General features: G+C 47.6%; 30 protein-coding genes and 5 pseudogenes. 24 read left to right on the top strand and 11 right to left on the bottom strand.

Going from position 1 to position 25,710, the window contains the following annotated elements; genetic code table 11:
* The first annotated feature begins 61 nt into the window (after positions 1 to 61).
* Both ACGHUK_RS03185 and ACGHUK_RS03180 read left to right on the top strand, forming a co-directional pair.
* Positions 62 to 388 carry a TnpV protein gene (locus ACGHUK_RS03185; protein WP_390575764.1) on the top strand — a complete coding sequence of 109 codons (327 nt, stop codon included), beginning with the start codon at positions 62 to 64 and terminating at the stop codon, positions 386 to 388.
* A gap of 16 nt (positions 389 to 404) precedes the next feature.
* Entirely contained in the window at positions 405 to 704 is a 300-nt protein-coding gene (locus ACGHUK_RS03180; RefSeq protein ID WP_005933668.1) for a hypothetical protein, read from the top strand.
* Positions 705 to 731: 27 nt separating this feature from the next.
* On the opposite strand, the gene ACGHUK_RS03175 is transcribed toward ACGHUK_RS03180, so the two are convergent.
* Entirely contained in the window at positions 732 to 1,100 is a 369-nt protein-coding gene (locus ACGHUK_RS03175) for a helix-turn-helix transcriptional regulator (RefSeq protein ID WP_005933665.1), read from the bottom strand.
* Positions 1,101 to 1,244: 144 nt separating this feature from the next.
* On the opposite strand from ACGHUK_RS03175, the gene ACGHUK_RS03170 reads away from it, so the two are divergent.
* The 11 genes and pseudogenes from ACGHUK_RS03170 to mobQ (ACGHUK_RS03120) all read left to right on the top strand — a co-directional run bounded on the left by ACGHUK_RS03170 (position 1,245) and on the right by mobQ (ACGHUK_RS03120) (position 9,286).
* On the top strand, positions 1,245 to 1,433 hold the full coding sequence (locus tag ACGHUK_RS03170) for a helix-turn-helix domain-containing protein (RefSeq protein WP_005933662.1): 189 nt from the start codon (positions 1,245 to 1,247) through the stop codon (positions 1,431 to 1,433).
* Complete coding sequence (locus tag ACGHUK_RS03165) at positions 1,426 to 2,118, top strand: response regulator transcription factor (RefSeq protein WP_007037412.1); 693 nt, start codon at positions 1,426 to 1,428, stop codon at positions 2,116 to 2,118. The genes ACGHUK_RS03170 and ACGHUK_RS03165 overlap by 8 nt, the downstream gene beginning before the upstream one ends.
* 5 nt (positions 2,119 to 2,123) lie before the next feature.
* Positions 2,124 to 3,041 (top strand): sensor histidine kinase KdpD, encoded by a 918-nt coding sequence (locus tag ACGHUK_RS03160; protein WP_002596319.1) that lies wholly within the window; start codon positions 2,124 to 2,126, stop codon positions 3,039 to 3,041.
* Positions 3,042 to 3,176: 135 nt separating this feature from the next.
* Positions 3,177 to 4,103, top strand: coding sequence for an ABC transporter ATP-binding protein (locus ACGHUK_RS03155; protein WP_002594743.1), 927 nt, complete (start codon positions 3,177 to 3,179; stop codon positions 4,101 to 4,103).
* Positions 4,096 to 4,880: pseudogene (locus ACGHUK_RS03150) on the top strand (ABC transporter permease). The gene ACGHUK_RS03155 and the pseudogene ACGHUK_RS03150 overlap by 8 nt, the downstream one beginning before the upstream one ends.
* Before the next feature lies 1 nt (position 4,881).
* On the top strand, positions 4,882 to 5,661 hold the full coding sequence (locus tag ACGHUK_RS03145; protein WP_390574970.1) for an ABC transporter permease: 780 nt from the start codon (positions 4,882 to 4,884) through the stop codon (positions 5,659 to 5,661).
* Between the two features lie 16 nt (positions 5,662 to 5,677).
* Positions 5,678 to 6,046: a YxeA family protein gene (locus ACGHUK_RS03140; protein WP_390574967.1), complete on the top strand. Its 369-nt coding sequence runs from the start codon at positions 5,678 to 5,680 to the stop codon at positions 6,044 to 6,046.
* A 474-nt stretch (positions 6,047 to 6,520) separates the two neighbouring features.
* Positions 6,521 to 6,910, top strand: a pseudogene (locus ACGHUK_RS03135) (RNA polymerase sigma factor); the annotation flags it as partial.
* Positions 6,850 to 7,335 (top strand): RNA polymerase sigma factor, encoded by a 486-nt coding sequence (locus ACGHUK_RS03130; protein WP_390575761.1) that lies wholly within the window; start codon positions 6,850 to 6,852, stop codon positions 7,333 to 7,335. The pseudogene ACGHUK_RS03135 and the gene ACGHUK_RS03130, both read left to right, overlap by 61 nt.
* Before the next feature lie 28 nt (positions 7,336 to 7,363).
* Entirely contained in the window at positions 7,364 to 7,654 is a 291-nt protein-coding gene (locus ACGHUK_RS03125; protein ID WP_390574965.1) for a DUF3847 domain-containing protein, read from the top strand.
* Between the two features lie 186 nt (positions 7,655 to 7,840).
* Positions 7,841 to 9,286 (top strand): MobQ family relaxase, encoded by a 1,446-nt coding sequence (gene mobQ / locus ACGHUK_RS03120; RefSeq protein WP_390574963.1) that lies wholly within the window; start codon positions 7,841 to 7,843, stop codon positions 9,284 to 9,286.
* A 107-nt stretch (positions 9,287 to 9,393) separates the two neighbouring features.
* Here the strand turns inward: mobQ (ACGHUK_RS03120) and ACGHUK_RS03115 are convergent, their stop codons facing one another.
* On the bottom strand, positions 9,394 to 9,684 hold the full coding sequence (locus tag ACGHUK_RS03115; RefSeq protein ID WP_002596328.1) for a type II toxin-antitoxin system YafQ family toxin: 291 nt from the start codon (positions 9,682 to 9,684) through the stop codon (positions 9,394 to 9,396).
* Positions 9,681 to 9,959, bottom strand: a complete 279-nt coding sequence (locus ACGHUK_RS03110; protein WP_005924829.1) for a type II toxin-antitoxin system RelB/DinJ family antitoxin — start codon at positions 9,957 to 9,959, stop codon at positions 9,681 to 9,683. Before ACGHUK_RS03110 ends, ACGHUK_RS03115 begins: the two co-directional genes overlap by 4 nt.
* Before the next feature lie 126 nt (positions 9,960 to 10,085).
* Here ACGHUK_RS03110 and ACGHUK_RS03105 point away from each other — a divergent pair, with 126 nt between their 5' ends.
* Both ACGHUK_RS03105 and ACGHUK_RS03100 read left to right on the top strand, forming a co-directional pair.
* Positions 10,086 to 10,484 carry a cysteine-rich VLP domain-containing protein gene (locus ACGHUK_RS03105; RefSeq protein ID WP_390574960.1) on the top strand — a complete coding sequence of 133 codons (399 nt, stop codon included), beginning with the start codon at positions 10,086 to 10,088 and terminating at the stop codon, positions 10,482 to 10,484.
* A gap of 113 nt (positions 10,485 to 10,597) precedes the next feature.
* Positions 10,598 to 10,744 (top strand): annotated as a pseudogene (locus ACGHUK_RS03100) (phage replisome organizer N-terminal domain-containing protein); the annotation flags it as partial.
* On the opposite strand, the pseudogene ACGHUK_RS03095 reads toward ACGHUK_RS03100, so the two are convergent.
* Positions 10,722 to 10,880: pseudogene (locus ACGHUK_RS03095) on the bottom strand (Tat pathway signal sequence); the annotation flags it as partial. The pseudogenes ACGHUK_RS03100 and ACGHUK_RS03095 sit on opposite strands and share 23 nt — an antisense overlap.
* A complete protein-coding gene (locus ACGHUK_RS03090) occupies positions 10,873 to 11,406 on the bottom strand; it encodes an RNA polymerase sigma factor (protein ID WP_390574958.1) in 534 nt (177 codons plus the stop codon). The pseudogene ACGHUK_RS03095 and the gene ACGHUK_RS03090, both read right to left, overlap by 8 nt.
* 382 nt (positions 11,407 to 11,788) lie before the next feature.
* Here ACGHUK_RS03090 and ACGHUK_RS03085 point away from each other — a divergent pair.
* Together ACGHUK_RS03085 and ACGHUK_RS03080 are read left to right on the top strand one after the other, a co-directional pair.
* Positions 11,789 to 12,067, top strand: a pseudogene (locus tag ACGHUK_RS03085) (DNA topoisomerase); the annotation flags it as partial.
* 88 nt (positions 12,068 to 12,155) lie between these two features.
* Complete coding sequence (locus ACGHUK_RS03080; protein WP_390574956.1) at positions 12,156 to 12,437, top strand: DUF6061 family protein; 282 nt, start codon at positions 12,156 to 12,158, stop codon at positions 12,435 to 12,437.
* Positions 12,438 to 13,213: 776 nt separating this feature from the next.
* On the opposite strand, the gene ACGHUK_RS03075 is transcribed toward ACGHUK_RS03080, so the two are convergent.
* The 6 genes from ACGHUK_RS03075 to ACGHUK_RS03050 form a co-directional block, all read right to left on the bottom strand.
* Positions 13,214 to 14,185: a trypsin-like serine peptidase gene (locus ACGHUK_RS03075; RefSeq protein WP_390574954.1), complete on the bottom strand. Its 972-nt coding sequence runs from the start codon at positions 14,183 to 14,185 to the stop codon at positions 13,214 to 13,216.
* A 166-nt stretch (positions 14,186 to 14,351) separates the two neighbouring features.
* Positions 14,352 to 15,059 carry a hypothetical protein gene (locus ACGHUK_RS03070; protein ID WP_015536562.1) on the bottom strand — a complete coding sequence of 236 codons (708 nt, stop codon included), beginning with the start codon at positions 15,057 to 15,059 and terminating at the stop codon, positions 14,352 to 14,354.
* A gap of 11 nt (positions 15,060 to 15,070) precedes the next feature.
* A complete protein-coding gene (locus tag ACGHUK_RS03065; protein WP_223383318.1) occupies positions 15,071 to 15,463 on the bottom strand; it encodes a hypothetical protein in 393 nt (130 codons plus the stop codon).
* 156 nt (positions 15,464 to 15,619) lie between these two features.
* On the bottom strand, positions 15,620 to 16,006 hold the full coding sequence (locus ACGHUK_RS03060; protein WP_223383317.1) for a hypothetical protein: 387 nt from the start codon (positions 16,004 to 16,006) through the stop codon (positions 15,620 to 15,622).
* A gap of 171 nt (positions 16,007 to 16,177) precedes the next feature.
* On the bottom strand, positions 16,178 to 16,873 hold the full coding sequence (locus tag ACGHUK_RS03055) for a DUF4367 domain-containing protein (RefSeq protein WP_005924698.1): 696 nt from the start codon (positions 16,871 to 16,873) through the stop codon (positions 16,178 to 16,180).
* Entirely contained in the window at positions 16,866 to 17,405 is a 540-nt protein-coding gene (locus ACGHUK_RS03050) for an RNA polymerase sigma factor (protein ID WP_223383315.1), read from the bottom strand. The genes ACGHUK_RS03055 and ACGHUK_RS03050 overlap by 8 nt, the downstream gene beginning before the upstream one ends.
* A gap of 80 nt (positions 17,406 to 17,485) precedes the next feature.
* Here ACGHUK_RS03050 and ACGHUK_RS03045 point away from each other — a divergent pair, with 80 nt between their 5' ends.
* From ACGHUK_RS03045 to ACGHUK_RS03015, 7 genes are all read left to right on the top strand, one after another.
* Positions 17,486 to 17,809 carry a DUF3847 domain-containing protein gene (locus ACGHUK_RS03045; RefSeq protein ID WP_005924694.1) on the top strand — a complete coding sequence of 108 codons (324 nt, stop codon included), beginning with the start codon at positions 17,486 to 17,488 and terminating at the stop codon, positions 17,807 to 17,809.
* Between the two features lie 269 nt (positions 17,810 to 18,078).
* Complete coding sequence (gene mobQ / locus ACGHUK_RS03040) at positions 18,079 to 19,656, top strand: MobQ family relaxase (RefSeq protein WP_390575758.1); 1,578 nt, start codon at positions 18,079 to 18,081, stop codon at positions 19,654 to 19,656.
* 771 nt (positions 19,657 to 20,427) lie between these two features.
* Positions 20,428 to 20,892, top strand: a complete 465-nt coding sequence (locus tag ACGHUK_RS03035) for a replication initiator protein A (RefSeq protein WP_242699957.1) — start codon at positions 20,428 to 20,430, stop codon at positions 20,890 to 20,892.
* 223 nt (positions 20,893 to 21,115) lie between these two features.
* Positions 21,116 to 21,298: a hypothetical protein gene (locus tag ACGHUK_RS03030; RefSeq protein WP_005924684.1), complete on the top strand. Its 183-nt coding sequence runs from the start codon at positions 21,116 to 21,118 to the stop codon at positions 21,296 to 21,298.
* 81 nt (positions 21,299 to 21,379) lie between these two features.
* A complete protein-coding gene (locus ACGHUK_RS03025) occupies positions 21,380 to 23,017 on the top strand; it encodes a recombinase family protein (RefSeq protein WP_390574950.1) in 1,638 nt (545 codons plus the stop codon).
* On the top strand, positions 23,004 to 24,818 hold the full coding sequence (locus tag ACGHUK_RS03020; RefSeq protein ID WP_390574948.1) for a DNA topoisomerase: 1,815 nt from the start codon (positions 23,004 to 23,006) through the stop codon (positions 24,816 to 24,818). Before ACGHUK_RS03025 ends, ACGHUK_RS03020 begins: the two co-directional genes overlap by 14 nt.
* On the top strand, positions 24,818 to 25,705 hold the full coding sequence (locus tag ACGHUK_RS03015) for an LPD16 domain-containing protein (RefSeq protein WP_390574945.1): 888 nt from the start codon (positions 24,818 to 24,820) through the stop codon (positions 25,703 to 25,705). The genes ACGHUK_RS03020 and ACGHUK_RS03015 overlap by 1 nt, the downstream gene beginning before the upstream one ends.
* The last annotated feature ends 5 nt before the right edge of the window (positions 25,706 to 25,710 follow it).

The raw sequence follows: 25,710 nt of genomic DNA, 5'->3' as shown, positions 1-25,710 counted from the left end.
AGTTACAAGATGTCTGTGTAAGGTAATGACAGAATAGCGGTGTGCTGGCGAACTATGCTTTATTTTGTTTTTTATACCCAACCTAAAACTTTCTGAACAGCCGGAAACTTCTATCGGCAAGTACGGCAGGATGCGAAAGTCCTACCTGAAGGAACACCGTCCTATTCTCTACAACCAACTGCTGATGAGCGAGAAACTGTATCCGCACCTGTTAGAGATTGATTGGACAGCGCAGGAGCGCGTGGACACCATGTTGCCTCACATGATGGAGACTGCGGGTGTCACGGAAGAACTGAAAGCCTGTGATCCTATGCGCTGGGTAGGACTGATGAACACATTAACGGCACAGATTGAGGAAATTTTAATCAGGGAACTGATTTGCAGTTGAATGGGAGGTGTGGGAAATGCTGACCTTTGAAAAGGTTCTGGAAGTGTTTCAGGCATATCTGGATGATGATCCTCTGTATGAGGTGGTGCAGACCAGCCACGGTTATACATTGATGGCATGGGAACCTCACCGGAATGACTGGTACAGCGCCGAAATACAGAAAACTCCGGAGGATTTGCGAAACGCCTTGCTGGATACATACGCCAACTTTCTGGAAGATAAGATTACCGGAAATGACCGCGATCTGACTGTGACAGAAACCGGAGAAATCCAGCAGAGGTGCCGGGAACTTTGGGAAAAGTGCCGGGAAACTTGATATAGAAACGCCAGAAGGAGGCCGCGATTATGCGTCCTCCTTCTGCTTCGCAGTCTGTTCCATTTTGAGCGCCCCGTCTATGGCACCTTCGATAATCGGCAGGTATTCTTCAGGGCAAAGCTTCAGCTTGTGGCTGACTCGTTGCCGCTGTTCGCTTTCTTCCCGCATGATCTCCGGGTTAAAATACCGTTCCACGGGAAGTCCGCAGACCTTAATCAACTGGATCATCACAGGCAGGCTCGGAATCGCACCTTGATTCTCAATGTTGGCAAGATACCGCCATTCAATCCCAACCATTTCTGCCAATGTTTTTCGTGCCAGACGCTTTGCCTCTCGTGCGGCTTTGACATCTGCGCCGAAGGTTTCAAAACCGGGACAATCTTCAACTTTCGCCATATAACATCACCCAGTTACATTGTATAATTCATACTTTGCCTGTGGAATGTTGCTATATGCAGGTTGGTTGAAGTTTATAATTCACATTCCGTTTCTTGCATTGTTCGAGAAAGAGAACTATAATGTACTCTGTGGAGGTGCGAAATGGACTATATGACATTGAAAGAGGCCGCCGAGAAATGGGGCGTGACACCTCGTAGGGTAAATTATTATTGTGCCGGTGGGCGTATCCCCGGCGCTGTGAAAATGGCCGGTGTTTGGCTGCTCCCTAAAACTGCGGAGAAGCCGCTTGATGGCCGGACAAAACAAGGAAAGGAACTACGCCATGAATAAAATTTTGATTATAGATGATGACAGAGAACTGTGCGCTTTGATTAAACGCAGCGTACAATCGGAACATATAGAAGCCGATTTTTGTAATACCGGAAAAGAGGGCTTGCAGAAATTAAAAGAGCAGGAGTATCAGCTTGTGGTGCTGGATGTGATGATGCCCGGTATGGATGGCTTTGAAACGCTGGAAGAAATCCGCAAAGAGAACAGCCTGCCGATTTTGATGTTTACATCCAAAAATGACAGCATTTCTAAAGTGCGGGGCTTACGGGCCGGGGCGGACGATTATCTGACAAAACCGTTTGATATGGACGAACTGATTGCCCGTATTGCGTCCCTCATTCGCCGCTACACCCGCTTTAATCATCAAGCCGGAGCTGTGCAAAAACTGGATTTTGATGGATTGCAAATTGACCTTGAAAATCGTTCTGTTACGACGGAAAATGGCACTTTTGAACTTCCACCAAAGGAATTTGATCTGCTCCTGTACTGCGCAAAGCATCAAGGAAAAATTTTGACAAAACAGCAGATTTATGAGGAAGTTTGGGGCGAAGAATATTTCTATGATGACAGTAACATTATGGCGATTATCAGCCGGCTTCGTAAAAAATTAGAAGTCAATCCTTCAAGCCCAAAGTATATCCAAACGGTCAAAGGGATTGGCTACCGCTTTAATAAGGAGGTATAGCCAATATGGAAATCATCGTTTTCTTGTCCATTGTGATTGCTGTTGTGGCTGTGCTGACTTCCATCGTTCTCGTTCGGCGCGTAAAAAAACAAATCGCAGAAATGACCGATGTGCTGGTTGATGTGAAAAACGGAAATGGCAACCGGCGTATTCTGTCTGCAACAAATGAATTGACAGCACCTCTTGCCTATGAAATCAATGAGATTGTTGTGTCCTATGAAAGCAGACTTTCAACTGTACGGCAGACAGAAGAAACCAACCGCCAGCTTATGACGAGCCTTTCCCATGATGTTCGGACACCCCTTACCACTCTGATTGGGTATCTTGACGCTGCACACAAAGGACTGGTCACAGGAAAAGACCGGGATGATTATATTGAAACCGCCCGACGGAAAGCCCATGATCTGAAAGAATATATTGATGTGCTCTTTGACTGGTTCAAGTTAAATTCCAATGAGTTTGCTTTGGAAATCCAGAGCGTTGAGGCCGCAGAGCTGACAAGAAATATCCTGATTGACTGGATACCGATTTTTGAGGATAAACAGGTTGATTATGACATTGATATTCCCGAACAGCCTGTCCGGGTAAGATTGGATATGGACAGCTATATGAGGATCGTCAACAATCTCATTCAAAATGTAATCGCTCACAGCCATGCAGACAAAATCAAAATTGTCCTGTCAAAGAAGGAAAATAACATGGAGCTGCTGCTGGCGGATAATGGAGTAGGAATTGAGAAAGACGATTTGAAACACATATTTGAACGGCTTTATAAGTGTGATAAAGGACGCTCCGAAAAAGGAAGCGGACTTGGTCTTTCTATTGTCCATCAGCTTGTAGAAAAGATGGGTGGAAGCATAACAGTTGAAAGCTTTCCGGGAGAAGGAACTGAATTTATGTTGCTTTTCCCTTTGGAGATTTAAGCGGGTTCCCGTCTTTATGGCGGGAACCTTTGTCATTTTTGCCGGATTTCAAATTGCAAGGTTAATGCAAGGTTGCGGCAAGGTTAATGCAAGGTTGGCGTGATAGAATACCTTACAGAACAGGAGGTTTTGAATATGGATACAAATTACATCATTGAAACAAAAAATCTGACGAAGCAATATGGCTCACAAAAGAGTGTGGCTGACTTAAATATCCATGTGAAGCGTGGGAGAATTTATGGTCTGCTGGGCAGAAACGGAGCCGGAAAAACCACTACCATGAAAATGCTGTTGGGCTTAACGAAGCCGACTTCCGGGGAGGTCAAAATCTGGGGGAAACCCTTGCAGGGGAATGAAAAGAAATTGCTGCCCCGTATTGGTAGCTTGATTGAGTCTCCCGGCTTTTATCCCAATCTGACCGGCACAGAGAACCTGCGTATCTTTGCTACCCTGCGGGGCGTACCAAACAATCATGCCATCAAAGACGCTCTGGATTTGGTCGGGCTACCTTACAAGGATAAAAAGCTGTTTTCGCAATACTCTCTTGGCATGAAGCAGCGGTTGGCGATTGCCCTTGCAGTCATGCACGATCCGGAGCTTTTGATTTTGGATGAGCCGATCAACGGTCTCGATCCCATCGGTATTGCAGAAGTGCGTTCCTTTATTCGTGAGCTTTGTGACGCGCGAGGAAAAACCATTTTGATTTCCAGTCACATTCTTTCGGAGATTTCCTTGCTGGCTGACGATATTGGAATTATCGACCACGGCGCATTGCTGGAAGAAGAAAGCCTTGCTGAGCTGGAGCAAAAAAGCAGTAAGCATATCCGGTTTACGCTCTCTGATACTGCACAGGCGGCAAGAATTTTGGAACGCAATTTCCATGAAAACCATTTCTCCATACAGGACGACCACAATTTGCGCCTGCACAACCTTGATCTACCTGTGGGGAAAATTGTAACTGCCTTTGTAGAAAACGGATTGGAGGTATCAGAGGCGCATACCTGTGAAGAAAGTCTTGAGGATTATTTCAAGAGAGTAACAGGGGGTGAGGGAATTGCTTAAACTGGTTCAATGTGAGTTCGCGAAATTGAAGAAAAAAAAATCATCCCGCTTGTGTTTTTGTCCGCTTTTTTATTCCCTATTCCCATTACCTTTCTGATGGCAACACCGAGAATGTTGGAGAAGTACCCAAATAAATCAGTCCTTTTTGATGGATTGTTCAATATGGTTATGGGATATGGCGTTATTTTTCTCTTGCCGTGTATCATCGGTGTCATTGCAGCAATGCTGTTTTTTATGGAACGGGACAATGACACTTTCAAAAATTTACGCACAATCCCGGTAACAAGTACACAGATGATTATGGCAAAGATCATTGTGCTATTTATTTTTGGAGTTATCTTTTGCCTTGCTTCCATGCTTGCTACCATTGTTTGCGGCAGTTTCTCAATGGAAGTGCATGGTCTTACCTATAAACTACTTGTTGCAGTTGAACTTGGAATATTCATTACAGCGGGAACTTTGCCAATTATCGTACTTGTGGTCTTTTTCAGCAAAACATACATCTTCTCCATTCTGCTATGTGTGTTTTACAGTGTAGTGAGCCTTACCGTCGAAACATTGTTCGGAACATTGCCTAAATGGTTATGTTGGCTCATGCCTATCCCGCTTACAACGCTCTGGGGTGCGGGAGATATGGTGAAACATGGGTTTCCATTGAATGTAAATGCCTTGGAAGCAATTATTCCCTCAACCTTTCAGACGGTTATCATTCTTGGGATAATGGCTGTTGCATCAATCTCATTGATCGACTTCTTATACAAGAAAAGGGGGGAATAAAATGTATCGGATCATTAAAACAGAATTATGGAAGTTAAAGCGGTATCATATCATTTGGGCTGGTATTCTGCTAATGCTTCTTTCCGTTGGAATTACTCTTTTTGCTTCTACTGCATTAGATGGTACAGTTTGGACTTTCCCTCATTTGGTCGAACGCGTCATTCAAAATAATACGACAACCATTTTTCCTATGTGCATTACTCTGATTGCAGGATATATCATTGCTCGTGAAAAATCAGATGATACCTTAAAAAGCATTATGACAATACCTGTTTCCTACCCTGCGTTGATTGGCGGAAAACTGATTGTTTGCGGTTTCCTGTCCGTATTTTTGGGTATGGCAAGTACATTTTTTACTGTCGCTGCGGAATTACTTGTTGGCTTTCCGGGATTTTCGGTAACAGCCGTAATACAGGCTTTGATACAGATCACCCTTAATACCTTATTTTTGTATATAGCCGTAACTCCGATTATAACCTTTACCGCCCGTATTCCTAACGGGCACATGATAGGTGTTATTCTTGCATTTGTCTATGGCTACGGGGGAATGTTCGCAGCCGGAAATATGTCCCTTGCAAATCTCTATCCGATTACAGCGAGTATGGGACTGATCCAGTACCGAAGCCATGATGCGGCTGTTCATTGGAATATAGGCTTATGCAGCCTAAGTATGATAGTCGTCTTATTTATTTCTGTGGCTATTGTAGTTACAACAAAAAATGTTTCATCCGCAAAAGTTGTTAAAAAGCCGAAAAAAACCGCCCTCAAAAAAGGCTGGTAAACAGGAGGACTTACACATGAAGAAAAAAATATTGATTGGGATTGGTGCCGGTGCTTTCGTGGCAATCTGTTTTGGTATTTTCCTGCTTTCAGGTGCAGGCAGCACCTATTACTATTCACAGATCGACAACACCAAGATCGAGCAGACGGGATCTGCCGGAGGTGTAATTAACTTTGGGGGAAGCATGGACTACTCCTACACGCTGCGTTGTTATGACGAGGACGGAAACGAAAAGGACATTACCTTTGGAACATCGAGGGAATTGAAAGAGGACGCCTTTATTCGTCTGACGGTAATGCCCATTCGTGGAGTGCTGGAATGGGTTGAAGTTCAGTATGACGAGCTTCCCACAGTCGTACAAAAAGAATATACAGCACCGCAATAAAGAGAATAGATAATTGATTATCACCTAAAATATAGCTGCCGCACGACGGCAAAAGAAAAAAAGCCGTCGTACAGCAGACACATTTTCACGCGCCTATGAAACGGCGGCTTTGATTTTCAGAGCCGCCGTTTCTTTGCGTTTACACAAACCTATGACGACTTGCAGGGACACGGTAGCCGATTGGAGGTTAATTTACCGTGTCCTTCTTCTTATTTCGCAGTATCCATGATCTGCACCAGTTAAAAAAAGCCTGTTCCCAGCAGCGGAGCAATGCGGTCAGAAGTATGCACTATACCATGTAACTAAACAGCAAAATATACTCTATTACGCTCGTATGGCTTTATGCCGTCCGGGCGCTTTTTTGTCCCTATGGAGCCGAAACATCGGGCCAGCATGGCCCGAACCCTGGCCCCAGTGCCGTTCTCCGCCGCCCCATTCAGATTTACCAAAAAAATCTGAATGGAGGAAAGGCAGATGGAAGTTACCATCAATTATAACGGACAAGCTGTGACCGTGGAGGTCACGCTGGAAGTCTATGAATTTCTTGACCGGGCCGATCACAAAACGGAGAACCTGTTCCATGAACAGCGGCGGCATTGGGATGGCCGGGAGTTTGACGAGTACATCATTACCACCGAGGGTGTAGGGATCTACGGCGAAACGCCGGAGGAATACCTTTGCCGCATGGAAACGCTGCATGAGCTGATGGCTGTTCTGGACACCTGTACCGAGGCCCAGCGCCGCCGGTTCCTGCTCTATGCGCTTGACGGGCTGAGCCTTGCAGAGATCGGTGTGCTGTGCGGCTGCTCCAAAGTGGCTGTGTATCAAAGTGTGGAGGCGGTCAGAAAAAAATTTATCCATTTTGCAAAGAGGACATTTTTGTGGAGGTGTCCGATGAGATCGTCGAAGCGTTTCTTCTGGACAAGAGAGCCGAGGCCGCCAGAGATCGCAAGATGTTCCGGTATAAGGCGTTTTATTCCCTCGATTGTAACGACGGAATCGAAAATGCCGCCATCGGCTGGGCGCAGCCATCGCCGGAGGATCATCTGATAGAAAAAGAAGAATTAGCCGAATACGAAGAATTGATACGGCGATTGTACGAAGCCATTTCTTCCCTGCCGCCTATGCAGGCTCGCCGTGTCCATGCCCGCTATATGCTGGGTATGAAAGTGAAAGATATTGCCGCAATGGAGGGTATCACACCATCACAGGCGGGAAAATCCATCCATGCCGCACTGCGGAGGCTGCGCCGGTACTTTGCTCGACAGAAATGGACGGTCAATCTATGAGTATTTCCAAAGAAAAGAGGTGCCTGACATGAACGAAAAAATTACAGCCCACCCCCAAAAAGAAGAACGGGAGAAAGTCCTGAAGGAGATTCGGCAGCTTGAAAACCGAAAGAAGATTTTGGAGAACAAGCAGCGGAACGAAGAACGCAGGGTTCGCACCCGCCGCCTGATTGAGCGTGGAGCCGTTTTGGAGGGGATTTTCCCGTTGGCTCCCGACCTTTCCGGCGCGGAGGTCAAAACATTTCTGATTGCCCTGTCCCATCTTCCGGGGGCTGCGGAATTGACTGAAAACCTGCCAAAATCCGGGGACACGCCATAAGTCCCTTGTTTACAAGGGCGCACTTATACACCGTTGCCGGTGCTGTGCGCCCTGCCGGGGGCGTTGCGTGCTTCGTCCACGATGGGAAGCTACGCTCCCCAAACCCCTTGTGCGCTCTGCGCAGCCAGACACCCGCTTTGCGTTTGTCCGGCTCCACAGAGCCTGTTATCCCCTCACTGAAAGGAGGTGTTCCCCATAGATTTCTGTCATATCCCCGTCAGTATCATCAAGCGCAGCGCGGGCCGTTCTGCCGTTGCCGCAGCTGCTTACCGCAGCGGAACCAAGCTGACAAATGAATGGGATGGAATGACCCATGACTACACCCGGAAAGGCGGCATTGTCCATACGGAGATCATGCTGCCTGCCCACGCGCCGCCGGAATTTGCAGACCGATCTATCCTCTGGAACAGCGTGGAGCAAATCGAGAAAGCAAGGGACAGTCAGCTTGCCCGCGAGATTGAAGCAGCCCTGCCCCGTGAACTGTCCGGCGAACAGCAGCTTGCCCTTGTGCGCGCCTATGTGAAGGACAACCTTGTAGACAGAGGAATGTGTGCTGATTTTGCTATCCATGACAAGGGAACCGGCAACCCTCATGTCCATATCATGCTGACGCTCCGGCCTCTGAAAGAAAATGGACAGTGGGGCGCAAAGTGCCGCAAGGCATACGATCTGGACGAGAACGGACAGCGTATCCCGGATGGGAAAGGCGGCTGGAAAAATCATCGGGAGGATACGACCGACTGGAACGATAAAGGAAATGTGGAGATTTGGCGGGCGGCATGGGCGGCTTATACCAACCGTGCATTGGAGGCCGCCGGTCAGCCCGCCCTGGTAGACCACCGCAGCTACAAGCGACAGGGAATTGATAAAATCCCCTCTGTCCACCTGGGGCCAGCGGCCAGCCAGATGGAGAAGCGTGGTATCCGCACCGACAAGGGAGAAGTCAACCGGCAGATCGCCGCCGACAACAAGCTGCTCAAGGAAATCAAGGCCCGCATTACCCGCCTTTACAACTGGTCTAAGGCCGAAGCCGAAAAGCCGGAGGGGCAGCAGCCCAGCATGATTGACTTGTGGGAGGCTCAGCAGCAGTTGAACGCTCCCCACACCCGCACCGGCAAAATCCGGGCTTTGCAGGAAAGCGCTGCACTATTCAGCTTTTTGCAGGCAAACGGCATCCAGTCTATGCAGCAGCTTCATGAAAAAATCGCTGATATGAACAGCCGTTACTATGACCTGCGCGGAAAGATCGTCAAGGCCGAGCGCCGGATCACTACCCTTACCGAGCGCGGGGAGATGTGGGAACAGTACAACCAGTACAAGTCCATCCACAAGCAGCTTGCCAAAGTAAAGCCGGAAAAACGGGAACAGTTTGAACAGCGCCACAGCCGGGAACTGATTCTGTATGACGCAGCGGCCCGGTATCTGAAAGAACTGAAAGACAGCGGCGAGGCAATCACCCCAAAGGCATGGCAGCTGGAAATTGACCAGCTGGCCGCTGGAAAGCAGACGGACACGCTTGCCATGAAAGCCATGCGGGAGGATTTGAAAGCAGTGGAACGGCTCCGCAAAACCGCCGAGCAGCTGTCCCGACAGGAAAGGGACAAGTCTCACGACCGTGGGTCGGATCGGTAAAGGATACTGCATTTTGGCGTACCCCTGTCAAGTGCGTCGCATTTCACGACATACTTTTGCACACAGAAAAACCGCCGTACAGGTTTCCCCATACGGCGGCAGACTGTTTATTTGCCGAACAAGTCGCTGTGTGTGCCGGTGCGGGCCAGCGTCAGCACCAGAACATCATCCTCTATGCGGTAGACAAGCAGCCAGTCCGGGAGAATGTGACATTCCCGATGGCCTGCCCAATCGCCGGACAGGTCATGGTCACGGTTCTTATCCGGCAGCGGTTCGCCCATTGCCAGCAATGCTACGACCTGCTCCAGCAGCTCGATCTTCAAGCCACGCTTGATGGCTCGTTTGTAGTCCTTTTTGAAACTGGTCGTGTACTTGACGGTATATTTGGTTTCTTTCATCTTTTCAGGTCAGCAAACAACTCGTCAAGGTCATTATAGCCCTTTACAGACGGGTCTTTTGCAATCCTTTCCGCTTCCAGCATGGCAGCAACCGTTTCTTTGTTCGGCTGTTCCAGCCTTACTTCAAAGGGAATGCCGCCTTCACGAAGCGACTGGCGCACAAAGATGTTAAACGCCGTAGTCAGGTTCATGCCAAGTTCAGTAAACAGTGCGTCCGCCTGCGCTTTCAAATCTGCGTCCATGCGGATACTGATGTTTGTGGTATTTCCAGCCATACGATCAACCCCTTTCTGCTGGCAATTATAGTATATGCCATTTGCACGAAGAAAACAATACTTTGCACGAATATTTAAAAATAAATTCATTCAAGGAGGTTAGCTACACTATGAAAGAAATCATTTATGAAGAACAATAAGTTTGAACCTATCCCTGTCATGGATTACCGCCAGTACCGCAGAGCGCGGAGGCTGGTGCATGAGTGCTGTAACTACATCGACGGAAACTGTATCGCCCTGGACGATGGGGAGGAATGTGTCTGTGTCCAGTCTATTTCCTACTCCCTGTTGTGCAGGTGGTTTCGGGCGGCGGTATTGCCGCAGGATAAGGAACTGGAAACGGCGCTGTTCCACCGGCTGAATGCGAAGAAATGCGCCATATGTGGGGCGCTGTTTACCCCCGGTTCCAACCGGGCCAAATACTGCCCGGAATGTGCCGCACGCATGAAGCGGGTCAACGCCGCAAAGCGCAAGCGAAAACAACGGGAGAAATGTCACGCTTTAGGGGCTGAAAAACCCTTGTAAATCAAGGCTTTTTTCGAGGGTGTCAAAGGCAGGCTGATAGATTTATCCTCTGACCCCTAAAACGGCCTTAAAATGCGTATAGAATCCCCAGAGAACCCCCAAGGAGGAACCCTATGTCAGACAACCGAAAATATTATTACCTGAAACTCAAAGAAAACTATTTTGACGATGATTCCATCGTGCTGCTGGAAAGTATGCAGGATGGTGTGCTGTATTCCAATATTCTGCTCAAGCTGTATGCAACGCCGCTTGCAGGCGGGCATCCCATCGGGAAGTGTCCGGGTAGCGTTCTTTAAGCTGCGCCGGAGTTGGTAGCTCGTTCAGTTCTTTCTGTGCATCTGCATGGATTGCCATCATCAACGCAGTGTCAAAAGAAACTTCTGTCTGCTCACTCATAGTGGTTCAACTCCTTCCACAATAGTTTTCTTCCACGGAAAAGCCGCATCCGAACCACTTCGTCCGTCAGTCCAAGCGATTTGGCAATCTCCCGGTTGGTGTAGCCCATTGCCAAAAGGCGCAGTGGGTCACGGTACATCGGTTTCATCTGTCCGATCAGTTCTGTCAGGTGTTCGATGTTGTCGGCGCTGACTGCTGCATCATCCGGCACCGGGGCACCATCTGGTGCGTCCGATACTCCTTCCAGCAGCTCTTCTCGCTGATTGCGAAGCATATCGTATGCACGGCTTCTACTACAACTAACGAGATAAGCGGCAAGTTCGTGACAGTTTTCTCGATGAATTTTAGAAAAATTTTTGGCAACGTACAAAAACACTTCTTGCAGTACGTCTTCTGCCAGATACGAATCGCCCATAATTTTGTAAGCGGTATGATAGACCAGCCGCTTGTAAGTATTATATACAGCTATAAACTGTTCTTCATTGCTTTGATCGTCAAGAACAGCTAAGTACAGAGAAAGCAACACAACCACCTCCAACTGATTCGCAACGATTGGATGTAGTGTACCACGAACCAACAAAAATGTCGAATGTCACTAATGTTGTAAAGGAGCGTGATGCCATGACCCAACCAAAAACTGACCTCGCCTATTTCCGTAGCGAAAAAGCCAAAGCAGAGCAGAAGCTGCACTACCGCAGAAGAAGCCCTTGACCCTGATGCAAACTACACCGAGGACAAGGGCGACTTCGAGATTCCCACCGAGGACGAGCCGGAGGAACCCGGTGAGGAAGATACCGAACCCATCTGATTTTAAGGCGGCATTTTGCTGCCTTACATATTGCAATCCAAAACAGATTGGAGGGATTTTTATCGCAAAATTAGTCGTGGCGGAAAAGCCATCCGTCGCTATGTCCTATGCAAAAGTCCTTGGCGCTACCAGCCGCAAAGACGGCTACCTTGAAGGGAACGGCTATTTGGTGAGCTGGTGTATTGGTCATTTAGTGGAGCTGGCACCGCCCAATGTCTACGATGCCAAGTACGTTAAGTGGAGCATCGCAGACTTGCCCATCCTGCCGCAAAAGTGGCAGTATCTGGTGTCTGCGTCCACCAAAAAGCAGTTTGGCATTCTGCAAAAGCTGATGCACCGCCCGGATGTGGAGAGCATTGTGAACAGTTGCGATGCAGGATAGTGCGGCTGGGTGACTTAAGAGAAAGAAAAAAGAGACCTCATCTCGTTGAAAATCAAACTTTGAAATCATTAAAGGAGCTATTCAAATGACCCGGAATCAGAATCCTGACCATAATCACTCTCAGAAACTGCTTTCCTGCCGCTTCAATATGGACACCAACCGGGTGGAAGCCCGGTTCGCCGATGGTTCCGCCGTTGCCATCGACTGCATCGCCATAGAGGACGAGTACGGCAACACCTCGGCACAACGAGCAGAGCTGGACTGGCTACTATACAACAAGCCCTTGGAGTGCGTCCAGCTTGTGCTGAGTGGTGAGATTGAGCATTATCTCTCACTTGGCTGTGACCATGGCAAACTGAAAGACTAACCTCTAAATAGGCCAAACAACCCGCTACTTGCAGTCGCTGCAAATGGCGGGTTGTTTGCTTATTTTAAGTTTTTCCTTTGCTCATAGTAGTGCAAAATCAATGTAGTGCAAAATCAATGGCCCAACGGTCAAAGAAATCACAAATATCAGGCAAATCTACTGGTTTCTTATAAATGTCATTCTAAAATTCAATGGATTTTGCTATTTCTAGCACTTGTTTTTTCGACACGAAAGTCGATTTAACCCTATATTTTATGTATCTCTCGATGATTTCAAGTTTGCCATTTTGGGGGCTTGATTATTGAGAAAATTCTAAATTCCAAAAAGGTCTATCATTTTCATCAATCGCATCGTTATTGAGAATAAGCACTGCACCACCACTTAACAGAGGAGGCAGCTGTAAATAGCTTATATTATTTATTGAGAAAATGAAACGCTATTGCAACAGTTGAATACTGTATATTTTATCAAATTGATACGGATCTGATAGCAACACCTTACCGTTTGATATCACAAGAATGCTTTCGCCTTCTTTAAGATACGACAACTGAAGATTTCCTTTCAAGTAGTTTGATACGCCATAAATTATATAATTGTCATCCGTATCATATAATTGATTTTTTGCAGTCGCATAAATACAATTGTTCTTCAGGTCAACTTCTTCAATTATAAGTTCCGATTTTTTTCTTCCGAATGTATTCGATTGAAATAGAATGCAGAGAACCACTGCCACAAATGCTATGCCAACCATAATCTTCCGTTTGCATTTCATTTTATCAACCTCTGTATGAAAGGAACAGCGTATAAAGCGATTGTGTTATTCTCAATGCCCCTGTATAAGAAGTTGGATATGAAGAACCATCAATTGTGCTTCCATCTTTATGGATTCCGATAGCTACATACCCAGCTCCAGAAATATATTCTACAAGAGGACCACCACTAAAGCCACCTGTCAAATCCCAATCGCCCTTGAGATATTTTGAAGTCTGACTTCTAATATACCCAGAAGATTTACACATCCGATATCTCGCATCGGCACCATTTATTTGGCTCGGATAGCCATAAGCATACACCAACTGTGATGATGAATAATTGCTAGACTGCCAATGTAACCCAAGCCATCCCGTTTTCGTTCCTAAATTATTCTTGAGCGTAATAATCGCCCAATCCTCCGAACTTGTTCCAGCAAGATAAGAATCACTAACAATCATCGAACTTGCCGATACATTTTCGCTTCCAAAAGGTTTACTATTATCAGATCGAGCAGGTGCGACATTTACCGACTTAACGTAGGCTTTTTCCTTTATACTGTATAGATTATGTGCTGCTGTTGCAAGTGCATTAGGCCCAATCATAAATCCAGAACCATAATTTGTCCCTCCATTATTGGTCGTTATCTGTAGGCATACCGTACTACAATATGGTGTTGCCGTTGGATTATCAACAACAGTGATATCATTGCTTCCGATAATCGCATACAGATCGGATAGATCAATATCCGAAATCTTTCCATTTGGAAAATAGCCTGCAGTTGTCTCTCCATCCGTGAAGGAATTGGTTTCAACTATAATTTCCTCTATAGATTCTTCTTTTGTATCAAAATCGTATCTATGGTATCTCTCGATATGAGATTTGCTTCCATCACTTTGATTATCTGCAAAAGCAGTCAGCCCAGAGTTAAGCTCCATTGAAGAAAGAGCCACAATCCCACTTGCTTTCAAAAAAAATTCTACGAGATATTTTTTCACTAGCTATTTTAATTTTCCTTCTTTACTTTTAGAGTATACACAAGATTTCTTATACATCAGTTGCTCTGCATTGGAAACACCTCCGTAAAATTTTTCATACGTTAGAGCCATCCTTATTTTAGATTTCAACTTTTACTTTCGCAAAAAAATAAATACCACTGATTTTTTATCCAATAGCCGTGCTAAGATTTATCTCTATGGGATTCAACACATGCGTCTGCTGGCACAACCAAGCCCAATTGTTCACTGTAGTAGTAAACAAGTCGTCATAGTTGTTGTCATATGCAAAATCAAATGTGTCATGAACGGTAATCAAGTAATACATTATAGAATTACCAATCATGAAGCCTGTTCCAGAGGTGCTTACCCTATGCAATGCATAGAATAAATCTGCATTATCAGACTTTTGAATTGTAAAAGACCAACTTCCTCCACTAAAATCTTTCAAGCCACTATTAAGTACTTTGTTTTTATAATTATTAAAAACTGTTGTCGTGTTTAACTTGTCAAGCAATGGCGTCGAAGAATCCGTCACACTCTCAGAATAGTCAATATTATATACAGAGAATTCAACCATAAGAGCCGCACATTCATATCCCTTATCCCGTGCAATTTGCGCAGCTGCCAACCATGCAAGCTGTGTATTATTTAACAAATTTCCAGATGCACGTGTTTGATCTTCATCTTTCATCTTATCGATAAACTTATTTAATTCATCTATCGACATTCCCGAAAAATCAACATGATACTTATCATTCATGCTTTGAATAACAGGATTGCTAGCTTTACGGCTGCTTATGTTAGCAGCATAAGACACAGTATTTATCGAAAACAAAAAACACACTGAAAGAATTAATGATACGAACCTCTTCATAACGAACCTCCTTAAATTCTGTACTCTACTATATAAATTGTGTGCTTCTCATCATCCCAGACAACGAGACTAAAATTCACATCTTCAGAATGTAAAAGCAATGTATTCATTTCGGCTTCCGAGCGTAGTTCCTTATGCTGACTATTATCATAAAGAAAAAAATTTCCACTTGCAATTTCAGGAATCACAAAATCTAATCCAAAATATGACGACACATTTTTTAATATAGAAGATATGGTTGGAGAATCATTAATTTTCTCCCATGAATCGAGTTGATGAATAATTTTGGCTGCATCCACATCGTAGTATACCGCTAACATTATCCCATCATTTTGCAATCCGCCATAAGCCTCATATATCAACGATTCAGAGTATGTTGCTTTTCCAATTTTGAATTGTTTCAAATAATCTCGTTTTTCATATTTGCTTTTTCTTCCAAGCATAAAGCCCAAAAGCAAGCACAGTGCGACTATAGCTAGGTATCGGATAACTCGCGTTGGTCTCGCCTTTATAATTACCTCACACCTTTCTAACTTGCTGAAATATATAACAAACTCCACTTATCTACTGGTACTTCCGGTAATGGTTTCGCTCCGTCCATCGGAATAGCTAAAGGTCGCAGAATACTCAAGCCTATAAGATTTTCCGGGCTTAGTGTTAAAGCTACTGCTCACCATGCAGGTTGAGGTCGTGCTGCTGTTTGAGCAGCTACTTACTTTTTGCCATGTTCCAATTGTCCCCTTTTCATAGAGAACGCCTGAAACGCTGATTTTCTTTACTCCAGTTCGAGTCTGGGCATCAACCTGATAGTATGTTTGGTAAATAGATCCGTTGACCGTACTATCGCCTACATACCGTTCAGACTTTTCAGCGGCCATTGCGGTGCAGGCAAAGCTCAAGAGAATCACCGCTGAAACAACAATGGACAACAAACGCTTTTTCGACATAGACATACACCTCCGTTTTTTTGCTCCCATCAAGAGCCTTTGTATAATCAACGCAATTCGCATTCGCTTCGTTTCAATTTTCAGGAGAAAATTTTTCAAATTTTCCATCTTTGTAAGTTCAGACAAAAAGAAAGCCAGACATTTGTGAACTCTCACAAGTGTCCAGCTTTCTTAACGGATACCTTCCGCAATTTTCATAATCTCATCGTATGGAATGTTTCCCATAACGGTATGTGTAATCCCCCGATGTTCCCAACTTAGAGTATAAACATTCTTTCCATGTTCATCCGTACTGGTTCCAAGTACACCATCTGCTTCTCCGACCTTTACGGTTTCGTACACTGTATGCTCATTATCAAACAGGGACTGCTGCCCTGGCTGGATAATTGAGCAACGGACTGTGTAGCTTTCCTCTGTTTCTTTTGACGAGTAAACATGTAAAAAGTTTTCTGCTCGCTCAAATTTCTGCACATCGTCCATTTCAAAGCCGTTCGGCACATAATGGTCGCTGTATCCATCCGGGAGCCACTCCAGCGGTTCGCCATCCACCTGATAAGTCAGCTGCATCTCAATGGGCAGAAATTTTTGAATCATCGTATAGACTGCCCTGCGGAAATCAGCGCTGACCGCAAGAGCACCAACCGTCAGCATTACGAGTGTCAATGCCGCAATTAGTACTCGTTTCAACACTGGGTGGTGCTTTTTCTTCTTTAAGGCCTCTGTCATTCGTTCGTCCCATTGGGACGTATCTGGGTAGATTTCCTCAAACTGCTTTGGCGTTGGAAGCGAATCCAGTTCTCTTTGCGCATCTGCACGAAGTGCCATCATCAAAGCCGCATCAAATGAAATGTCTGTCCGCTCACTCATGGCTGTTCATCTCCTTCCATAATAGTTTTCGTCCTCGAAAGAGCCGTGTTCGTACCACTTCATCCGTTAATCCCAGCGATTTTGCAATCTCACGGTTTGTATATCCCATTGCCAAAAGGCGTAGCGGATCACGGTACATCGGTTTCATTTGGCCAATCAGTTCTGTTAGACGTTCAATGTTATCGGTGCTAACTGCTGCATCATCCGGCACCGGAGCGGCATCTGGTTCGTTTGGGACATCTTCCAGCAATTCTTCTCGTTGTTTGCGAAGCATATCATATGCACGGCTTCTACTACAACTAACGAGATAAGCAGCGAGTTCGTGACAGTTTTCTCGATGAATTTTAGAAAAATTTTTTGCAACGTACAAAAATACCTCTTGTAGCACATCCTCTGCCAGATACGAATCATCCATGATTTTGTAAGCGGTATGGTAAACCAGCCGTTTGTATGTATTGTACACCTCGGTAAAATCTTCTTCAAAGTTTCGATCATCAAGCACACTTAGATATAACGCAAGCAACGCAGTCACCTCTATTCACATTGATTGTGTGTAGTGTACCACGAACCAATAAAAATGTCGAATACAACCAACTTTTGAAAAGGAGCGTGATGCCATTGACCCAACCGAAAACCGATCTCGCCTATCTCCGCAGCGAGAAAGCCAAAGCAGAACAGCAGCTGCGCTACTACCAGCACCGGGAGAAAATTCTGGAACACCAGATACCGGAGCTGACCCGCAAGGCCCGTGTGCATCGGCTGTGTACCCGTGCCGGAATGCTGGAAAGTTTTCTGATTGCGCCGGAAGAACTCACCAACGATCAGGTGATGGAGCTGCTGAAAATTGCGTTCCGTCAGCCGGAAGTTGCGCTGGCTCTTGCAAAGATGATTCACGACCTGCACGAAAGCCGCAGCGTTCCGCACCCTTTAGAATAAAGGGCGCAATTATACACCGTTCCGGTGAAATTGCGGTCTTGCAGACGGCTCGATGAAATCGAAGCTGGCGTTTGTGCGCCAGCCCGATTCCATCCCAAGGAAAACTGCATTTTCCTTGCGCTGCTTTGCAGCTATCCTTTTGCGGCTCCCGCCTGAGATCGAAGCGCATGGCACTCCGTTCTAAGGCGGCGAGCAAAACCGAATACAATTCCAGACCGTTCACCAAGAGCAATCTTGCTGGGCGGTCTTTTTGTTTGGGGGTGATGCCTATTCCGTGTCCGCATTTCAAAATTACCATCGTCAAGCGCAGCCAAGGGCAGTCCGCTGTTGCCGGGGCCGCTTACCAAAGCGGCGAACGGCTGTTCAGCGAGTACGACCAGAGAACAAAATTCTACAACAAGAAGAAAGAGCTTGTCCACGCTGAGATCATGCTGCCATCCTATGCGCCGCCCGGATATGCAGACCGGGCGACCCTCTGGAACGCCGTAGAAGCTGTGGAGAACCAGTGGAACTCCCAGCTTGCCCGGCGCATCGTGCTGGCGTTCCCGGTGGAGGTGCCGAAGGAGCAGTATTTGTCCATGATAAAAGAGTTTTGTCAGGAGCAGTTTGTTTCCAAAGGGATGATTGCCGACTTTGCCATCCACGACAAGGGAGATGGAAACCCACACGCTCACATTCTGCTGACGCTCCGGGCAATAGATGAACACGGCAAGTGGCTCCCGAAAGCCAGAAAGGTGTACGACCTTGACGAGAACGGTGAGCGCATCCGGCTCGCTTCCGGCAACTGGAAGTGCCACAAGGAAAACACGGTGGACTGGAACGACCAGAAGTATGCCGAGGTCTGGCGGCATGGCTGGGAGACCATTACCAACCGCTATTTGGAAGCGGCTGGCCGCCCGGAACGTGTTGACCTGCGCTCCTTTGAGCGACAGGGCATCCAGCAGATACCGACCGTGCATCTCGGTCCCGCCGCACACCAGATGGAAAAGCGTGGAGTGGAAACTTTTCTCGGCAACCTGAACCGGGATATTCGCGCCGCCAATAGCCTGATGCAGTCCATCCGCAGTGCGATTCGTGGGCTGCAACGCTGGATCGCAGACCTGAATGAAAAGAAGCAGATTCTTTTGGATGCACTGGAACAAGCCAAGGAGCCAATGCTGTCCGACCTGCTGGTGGATTACTTCAACCTCCGCAACGAGCAGCGCAGCGATTGGTCTGGCAAGGCAAAACTGAAATGCACTGTCCGAGACTTTGAGGAAGTCAAACGGGCGGTGGACTATCTGAAAGCCCATTCTCTGAACACCATCGAGGATCTGGATACCGCAATTTCTAACCTGAACCAGACCGCCGCCCCTCTCCGTAGGCAGTTGAAGCAGAACGAAAACCGTATGCGGGCAATCGCCCAGATCAAGGATGCTGCCGCCGCCCATGCCAAGCTGAAGCCCATCCACGACACCTTTATCAAGAAGAACTTCAAGTTGACCAAGGACGCTTATGCCGCCCAGCACAAAGAGGAGCTGGACACCTTTAATAAAGCTGTCCGCACTCTGATGAAACTGAACGGCAGCACAGCGGTAGATTTTTCGGCATTGGATGCCGAATTTTCTGCGCTGCAATCCGGCAGCGCAGAACTGCGTACCAAACTGGAAACCTTGCAGCCGGACATCTCCGCCCTGAAAAACATCCGCAAATATATCGACATGGTGCTGAATAAGCAGCAGCTTTCCGCACCGGGCGGTAAGATGCCGGAGAAGGAATCGGTGCTGAAACAGCTGGAGCAGCTTCAGCAGAAAAAGTCCAACTACAAAACGATTTCTACCACCCCAAACCGCGAAGAATCGCTCTAAACGATCTTTCTGTCACCGATATGCCGTTGCAATCAGTGGCAGAAGTACATAATTCATTTGTTTTTTGCTGGCTTTTGGCTATTCTCGCTGGCTAGTGAGTAGAGGCGTACTTTTAAGGCAGAAATTTTCTCCAACACCCCCCATTTTAGGCCACTTTTTCTGTTAATAGTAGAAGCGCCTCTTTGAAAGCCGGTCATTTGTGACCTTTTTGTTAATTCTCAAAAAGATGGTTGTCTTTGGGCTGTTTTCGTTGCCTACCTATTGAGAGGATTTTTTCAAAAGCGGAGATTTGGTCTCAAGAATTACAATTCAATTACAAGTTTCTCACCAATGCTACGAAACAGACGTTCTCGATGCCTACCAAGTGTAGGGCATCTTTTTCAAGACCACTTTCAACTTTAGGCACTGCCAATGTTGCGAAGTTCCGTCCTCCATCGGTCGCCCCATGGGTCAATGTTATTTTAATCAAGCAGCTACTTCAACTATATTTTCCAAAAACTTTTCAACGAATTTCTTTTTCAGGCTACTTTTTGGCCGTTTTCGATGGCTCGTAAGTAGAGGGATGATTTTTCGGAAGGCTTAACCTCCGAAGATTTTCTATGAAACTCCGTTCTTTGAAAATAGAATAGTTCAATCGTCCGGCACTTCACAAAAGGTACTTCTGTAACTCGCAGCCCGGTCATGACGAAGACGGGGTGGCTGAAATGCCAATGGTGCGGTGCAAGCCCGCCGCCGGACGATTCCCCACTCCTAGGGAAGTCGAGGACCAATATGGGAGACCTTAACTTATTAACGCAGTTGAGCACTTGTTTCGTGCTTTTCTGCGACTGGAGAATTGGAACCCACCAATTCTCGTTACATACGCTTTGTTTCCGATTTCTGCTTCAGCTGGAGGTGATCAACATTTCAGAATATCTTACCACGCAAACTCCGCTGCCGCCGTTTCTCCCATACCCACGCTTTCTTTTGGAACTTGACCTGAGCCAGACTGCAAAAATGACTTATGCGCTGCTGCTCGACCGTGCCACGCTCTCGCAGAAAAATCTCTGGACAGATGAACGAGGTTTCGTGTTTGTCATTTTTACGATTTGCTCTTTGGCTGAGCAGCTAGGGCGCAGCACGGTCAGTGTTTCCAGTGCGCTTAAGGAATTGGACGCTGCGGGATTGATTGAGCGCAGACGAACGCGGTTTTCTTCGCCCAATCACATCTTTGTAAAAATTCCAAATGTTGAATAGTTCTGCGTTTTTCACGATTCAAGAACCGCCAAAATCACGATTCTGTGATGCAGATTCTTAATGGCATCTGCAAAAGAGATTTTTCCTATGCAGTATAGCAGCCTTTAAGACTGTATCGAAGAAAACTTTCACCTAACCAACGTAATAAAACAAAAAGAGAAAAACGAATAGAATCCATCCATTCCTTTCCGTATTTGCACCACATGAATGAGGAGGTCTGCCCTTGAACAAAGAAAAATCTGAGAAGAAGCCCACCACACGCAAACGTGCGCCGAGAAGTCCGAAGTCCGTGCGCCTGATCGTGGAACGCCATTATATCGGCAATGTGCCGATGAATACGCTTTTTCAGCGGCTTGCGGAAGAAGAAATTCGTAAAACTGCCGAATCGTATCTTGCCGCTGGCTAATTGGACGTTTTACTGCGGAAAAGGGCTTGCATCATCACGCAGCATCCGCTACAATGTGATTGATGAGGTCTCTTTTCCATTATGGAGGTACGCATGGAAAAGGACAAAAAAGTAACTGCTTTATACTGCCGGCTGTCAAAAGATGACGGTTCAAACAGCGAAAGCCTGAGCATCCGCACTCAAAAGGCGATGCTTATGGAGTATGCCACACGCAACGGTTTCGGGAATTGCCAGTTCTATGTCGATGATGGTTACAGCGGTACAAACTCTGACCGCCCTGCCTTTCAGGAACTTCTGGATGATATCCGGGAAGGAAAGGTGGCAACAGTCATTACCAAAGACCAGTCCCGACTTGGACGCAACCACATCGAAACCGGAACGTATATGGAAATCTTCTTTCCTGAACACGGTGTCCGCTATATTGCAATCAATGATGGTTATGATTCCAACGAGCAATCCCAGATGGATATTGCCCCGTTCCGAAACATCATCAATGAAATGTACGCCAAAGACACTTCCCGAAAAATCAAGAGTGCCCTTCGGACACGCAAGAAAAGCGGAAAGTATATCTCAAGCGGCGCACCGTTTGGCTACCAGAAAGACCCTGCCGACCACAATCACCTTGTGATCGACCCGAATACCGCCCCCGTTGTTGAGTATATCTATTCAATGGCAGAGGAAGGGCTGGGGCTTCACCGTATCGCCAAGCGGCTCCACGATGAAAAAGTCTTGAAGCCGTGTTACTACAAGAAAGAGATGTTTGGCCGCTTTATTGATGATGAAAAGATGTATGATTGGGACAGTGCCTATATCAGTCAGGTTCTGCACAGCCCAGTCTACGCCGGACACATCATCTACGAAGCCAAGCCCACCGTGTCCATGAAATCCAAAAAGCGGCGTTATATTCCGTTTGAAGAACGCGCTATCGTTCCGAATACACATGAAGCAATCATCCCACAAGACCGTTGGGAGAACGTGCAGCGAATCCTTTACAGCCGTTCCGGCTGCTTTATGTGCGATAAGACCGACTACGACAATATCTTCAAGGGCATCGTCCGCTGTGCAGACTGCGGCAGAACGATGTTAGTCAAGGTCGAGCACAGGCGCAAACGTAACAGTGTTCTGGATCAGACATTTTATTGTTGCAGCACTTATCGGAAATATGGTGCGAAAGCCTGTGACTCTCATAATTTGGAAGCCCGTGTTCTGCATGAAGCTGTCTTTGCGGACATTCAGGCACACGCAAAGGCCGCTGTGAGCAATCGGGAAGCCCTTGTGAAGAAGATTGCAAATCAGATGCACCTCCGGGTGTCCTCTGACCGGGCGCAGCACAAACGGGATTTGAAGCAGTGTAAAGCACGAATCGCAGAAATCGAAGACCTGTATGCAAAACTTTATGAGGACGTATCAAAGGGACTTCTCCCGGAGAAACGTTTTCAAATGCTTGCAGATCGCTACGACAAAGAACAGGCTGAACTGACCGAAAAGATTGAGCAGTACGAGCGGGAAGGCCGTGCTGAACACGATCAGCTGGACAAGATTCAGGATTTTATTGATGAAGTCAGCAAGTACGCTGGCATCACCGAACTGAACTATAAGATTCTGCATCAGCTGATTGACAAGATTCTGGTATCCAAAGCGGAAAAGGTCGATGGCGAATACGTCCAGAAAATCCAGATTTTCTACCGCTTTATCGGCCCATTGGATGCCATCGAGTAACAAAGTCAGAAAAGTCACCTCCGAGAACTATCCTACAGATTCCGGACGGGAGGGAGAATTGATCTTCCGACTTGTCTACCAGCAGGCCGGCTGCAAAAAGCCTGTTTCTCGCCTGTGGCTGTCCAGCATGGAGGAAACCGCCATCCGGGAAGGTTTCGCCCATCTCAAACCGTCAACTGAATACGATGCGCTGTACAACGCAGCACTCTGCCGGGAACGTGCCGACTGGATGGTCGGCATCAATGCGTCCCGGCTTTTTTCGTGCCTGTACAACCAGCCCTTGGCGGTAGGGCGTGTTATGACCCCGGTGCTTGCCATGACGGTGGTTCGGGAAGCTTCCATTGCCGCCTTCACGCAAGAGAAATTCTACACGGTTGCCCTGACCCTTGCAGACGGCGGCACTGCATCCAGCAAACGATTTGCACAGAAAGCGGATGCTGAACTACTGCTTTCCAAATGCCGAAAGGAGGGACGTGTCACAGTGCAGAAGATGGAACGCAAGGAAAAGTCCGAAAGTCCGCCGCAGCTCTACGACCTTACCGCATTGCAGCGGGATGCAAACCGTCTGCTGGGGTTTACGGCACAGCAGACCTTGGATTATGCCCAAAGTCTTTACGAAAAGCGGCTCATCACCTACCCCCGCACGGACAGCCGATTTTTGACGGAGGATATGGCGGCATCCCTGCCGGGGCTGGTGACGAACACGGGCAAGGCGTTTGCTGTGGAAGAGCCGTTTCCCATCCATGTGCAGCAGGTCATCAACGGCAGCAAAGTCACCGACCACCATGCGCTGCTGCCTACGAAAAGCATGGCAAAAGCAGACCTTGCCGCCCTCCCTGCCGGGGAGCGGAATGTCCTGCGGTTGATTGCCGCACGGCTGCTCTGCGCTGTGGGCGAACCGCACTGCTATGCAGAAACTACGCTCACCACCATCTGCGCCGGAGAGGAATTCTCCGCAAAAGGCAAGTTGGTGCTGTCCGATGGATGGAGAGCCATGGAGCGGAAAATGCTGGGCGAACTGTTGGGCAAGCAGAAAGAACAGGCTGTTCTGCCCGATGTGCAGGAGCAAAGCCAGTGCAGCGTTGCCAGTGCTGAACTGAAAGAGGGGCAAACGTCCCCGCCGAAGCATTTCACCGAGGACCTTCTACTTCATGCGATGGAAACCGCCAGTGCAGACAGTATGCCGGAGGGCGTAGAACGTCAGGGCATCGGTACCCCGGCCACCCGCGCCGCAACTATTGAAAAGCTGGTGCAGAAGGGCTTTCTGGAGCGCAAGGGCACCAAGAAAACCAAGGTGCTGCTGCCTACCGACAAGGGCAAAGCCCTTATTACCGTAATGCCCGAAGAGATCCAGTCCCCGGAAATGACCGCCGATTGGGAAACAAAACTGCTGCAAATCGAACGTGGCGAAATGGAGCCGAGTGAATTTATGACTGAGATCAATATGGTGATTACCGAACTGGTAAAGAACACGGAAATGAAAAAAGGAGCGAATGCACTTATGAAAAGCAAGATTATTGGTGTCTGCCCGAACTGTGGTGCAAATGTTGTGGAGCGTGAAAAGGGCTGGTTCTGCGAGAACCGGGAGTGCCGTTTCGTGCTGTGGAAGGACAATGCGTTCTTCAAGCGTCTGGGCAAGCGTCTGGACGCTCATGTGGCGGACAAGCTGCTGCGGGATGGTCGGGTCCGCCTGAAGGACTGCAAGAGTGCCAAGGGCAAGACCTACAATGCCACCGTGCTGCTGTCCTGTGAAGCTGATGGCCGCAGCAAGTTTTCTCTTGAATTTGAAGGTGGTTGCTGATGGAGCAGAAAAAAGAAGCGGTTTACCTTATCAACGATGAACGCTATCTCCACCTCCGGGAAAATGGCGCAGGAGTCGGCTTTGCCACCTACAACAAGGTAACTGGTGAGCCGCTGGAAAGCGGGCAGATCTCGGAAAAGAACCTGCCGCCCGATGGCAGGAACGCCATTTCTGCCGCCCGGAACTGGTATCTGTTTGAACTTTCGGACGATGACCGCAAGGCCATCCAACAGGAAAGCGTAAAGATCCTCGAAAACATCCCGCAGGCGGGCATCGGCAGACGGCGCATCTGGGAGCCGGAAACGCTGCCGAGGGATATTCGTCTCATCAACAGCCACTATGATGACCTCTATCGCATTCCAGATGGCGGCGTGATTCAGGTGGATTACCCGGATGGGCACAGTTTTACGGCACGGGTGGAACATCTGGATGATTATCACTTTGACATGGGCGGTCTGGGCAATGTGTTCCACATCTGCCAGTTTGCCGAAGTCATGGAACGAAACCATGCCGACTTCTACCCGGAGATTCAGACACAGGACGAGCAGGCGGCGTGGGAACTGGGCGGCAAAGGCTACCTTGCCATCCAGTCTTGTGAGGATGGATGGGACTACACCCTCTACCACAGCGATTATTCCGTGATGGACGGCGGGCAGTTGGATGCCCCGGAACTGACCATTCAGGAAGCCCGTGAGCAGATTCTGGAAGCGCACCACATGGAAAAGGGGCGGCGGCTGTTGCAGGACTACGATGCCGTCATGGACAAAGTTGCGGAAGCTGAGGAACTGAGTGCAGACCATCGCCCTTCCACACTGGAAAAGCTGGCAGAACTGGCAAGTGATACGTCTGCGCCAAAATCGTCTGCACGTTCTGCGCCAGAACTGTGAGGTGG

The sequence above is a fragment of the Faecalibacterium sp. i25-0019-C1 genome (assembly GCF_042854225.1).
GTDB classification, from domain to species: Bacteria; Bacillota; Clostridia; order Oscillospirales; family Ruminococcaceae; genus Faecalibacterium; species Faecalibacterium taiwanense.
Note: the sequence above shows the minus strand (reverse complement) of the source record. Positions and strands in the feature narration are given on the sequence as shown.

Coding starts and splice junctions, on each gene's coding strand:
- ACGHUK_RS03180 (WP_005933668.1), top strand. CDS start 405: ATGCTGACCTTTGAAAAGGTTCTGGAAGTGTTTCAGGCATATCTGGAT.
- ACGHUK_RS03175 (WP_005933665.1), bottom strand. CDS start 1,100: ATGGCGAAAGTTGAAGATTGTCCCGGTTTTGAAACCTTCGGCGCAGAT.
- ACGHUK_RS03170 (WP_005933662.1), top strand. CDS start 1,245: ATGGACTATATGACATTGAAAGAGGCCGCCGAGAAATGGGGCGTGACA.
- ACGHUK_RS03165 (WP_007037412.1), top strand. CDS start 1,426: ATGAATAAAATTTTGATTATAGATGATGACAGAGAACTGTGCGCTTTG.
- ACGHUK_RS03160 (WP_002596319.1), top strand. CDS start 2,124: ATGGAAATCATCGTTTTCTTGTCCATTGTGATTGCTGTTGTGGCTGTG.
- ACGHUK_RS03155 (WP_002594743.1), top strand. CDS start 3,177: ATGGATACAAATTACATCATTGAAACAAAAAATCTGACGAAGCAATAT.
- ACGHUK_RS03145 (WP_390574970.1), top strand. CDS start 4,882: ATGTATCGGATCATTAAAACAGAATTATGGAAGTTAAAGCGGTATCAT.
- ACGHUK_RS03140 (WP_390574967.1), top strand. CDS start 5,678: ATGAAGAAAAAAATATTGATTGGGATTGGTGCCGGTGCTTTCGTGGCA.
- ACGHUK_RS03125 (WP_390574965.1), top strand. CDS start 7,364: ATGAACGAAAAAATTACAGCCCACCCCCAAAAAGAAGAACGGGAGAAA.
- ACGHUK_RS03115 (WP_002596328.1), bottom strand. CDS start 9,684: ATGAAAGAAACCAAATATACCGTCAAGTACACGACCAGTTTCAAAAAG.
- ACGHUK_RS03110 (WP_005924829.1), bottom strand. CDS start 9,959: ATGGCTGGAAATACCACAAACATCAGTATCCGCATGGACGCAGATTTG.
- ACGHUK_RS03105 (WP_390574960.1), top strand. CDS start 10,086: ATGAAGAACAATAAGTTTGAACCTATCCCTGTCATGGATTACCGCCAG.
- ACGHUK_RS03080 (WP_390574956.1), top strand. CDS start 12,156: ATGACCCGGAATCAGAATCCTGACCATAATCACTCTCAGAAACTGCTT.
- ACGHUK_RS03070 (WP_015536562.1), bottom strand. CDS start 15,059: ATGAAGAGGTTCGTATCATTAATTCTTTCAGTGTGTTTTTTGTTTTCG.
- ACGHUK_RS03060 (WP_223383317.1), bottom strand. CDS start 16,006: ATGTCGAAAAAGCGTTTGTTGTCCATTGTTGTTTCAGCGGTGATTCTC.
- ACGHUK_RS03055 (WP_005924698.1), bottom strand. CDS start 16,873: ATGAGTGAGCGGACAGACATTTCATTTGATGCGGCTTTGATGATGGCA.
- ACGHUK_RS03045 (WP_005924694.1), top strand. CDS start 17,486: ATGCCATTGACCCAACCGAAAACCGATCTCGCCTATCTCCGCAGCGAG.
- ACGHUK_RS03035 (WP_242699957.1), top strand. CDS start 20,428: ATGGGAGACCTTAACTTATTAACGCAGTTGAGCACTTGTTTCGTGCTT.
- ACGHUK_RS03025 (WP_390574950.1), top strand. CDS start 21,380: ATGGAGGTACGCATGGAAAAGGACAAAAAAGTAACTGCTTTATACTGC.
- ACGHUK_RS03020 (WP_390574948.1), top strand. CDS start 23,004: ATGCCATCGAGTAACAAAGTCAGAAAAGTCACCTCCGAGAACTATCCT.
- ACGHUK_RS03015 (WP_390574945.1), top strand. CDS start 24,818: ATGGAGCAGAAAAAAGAAGCGGTTTACCTTATCAACGATGAACGCTAT.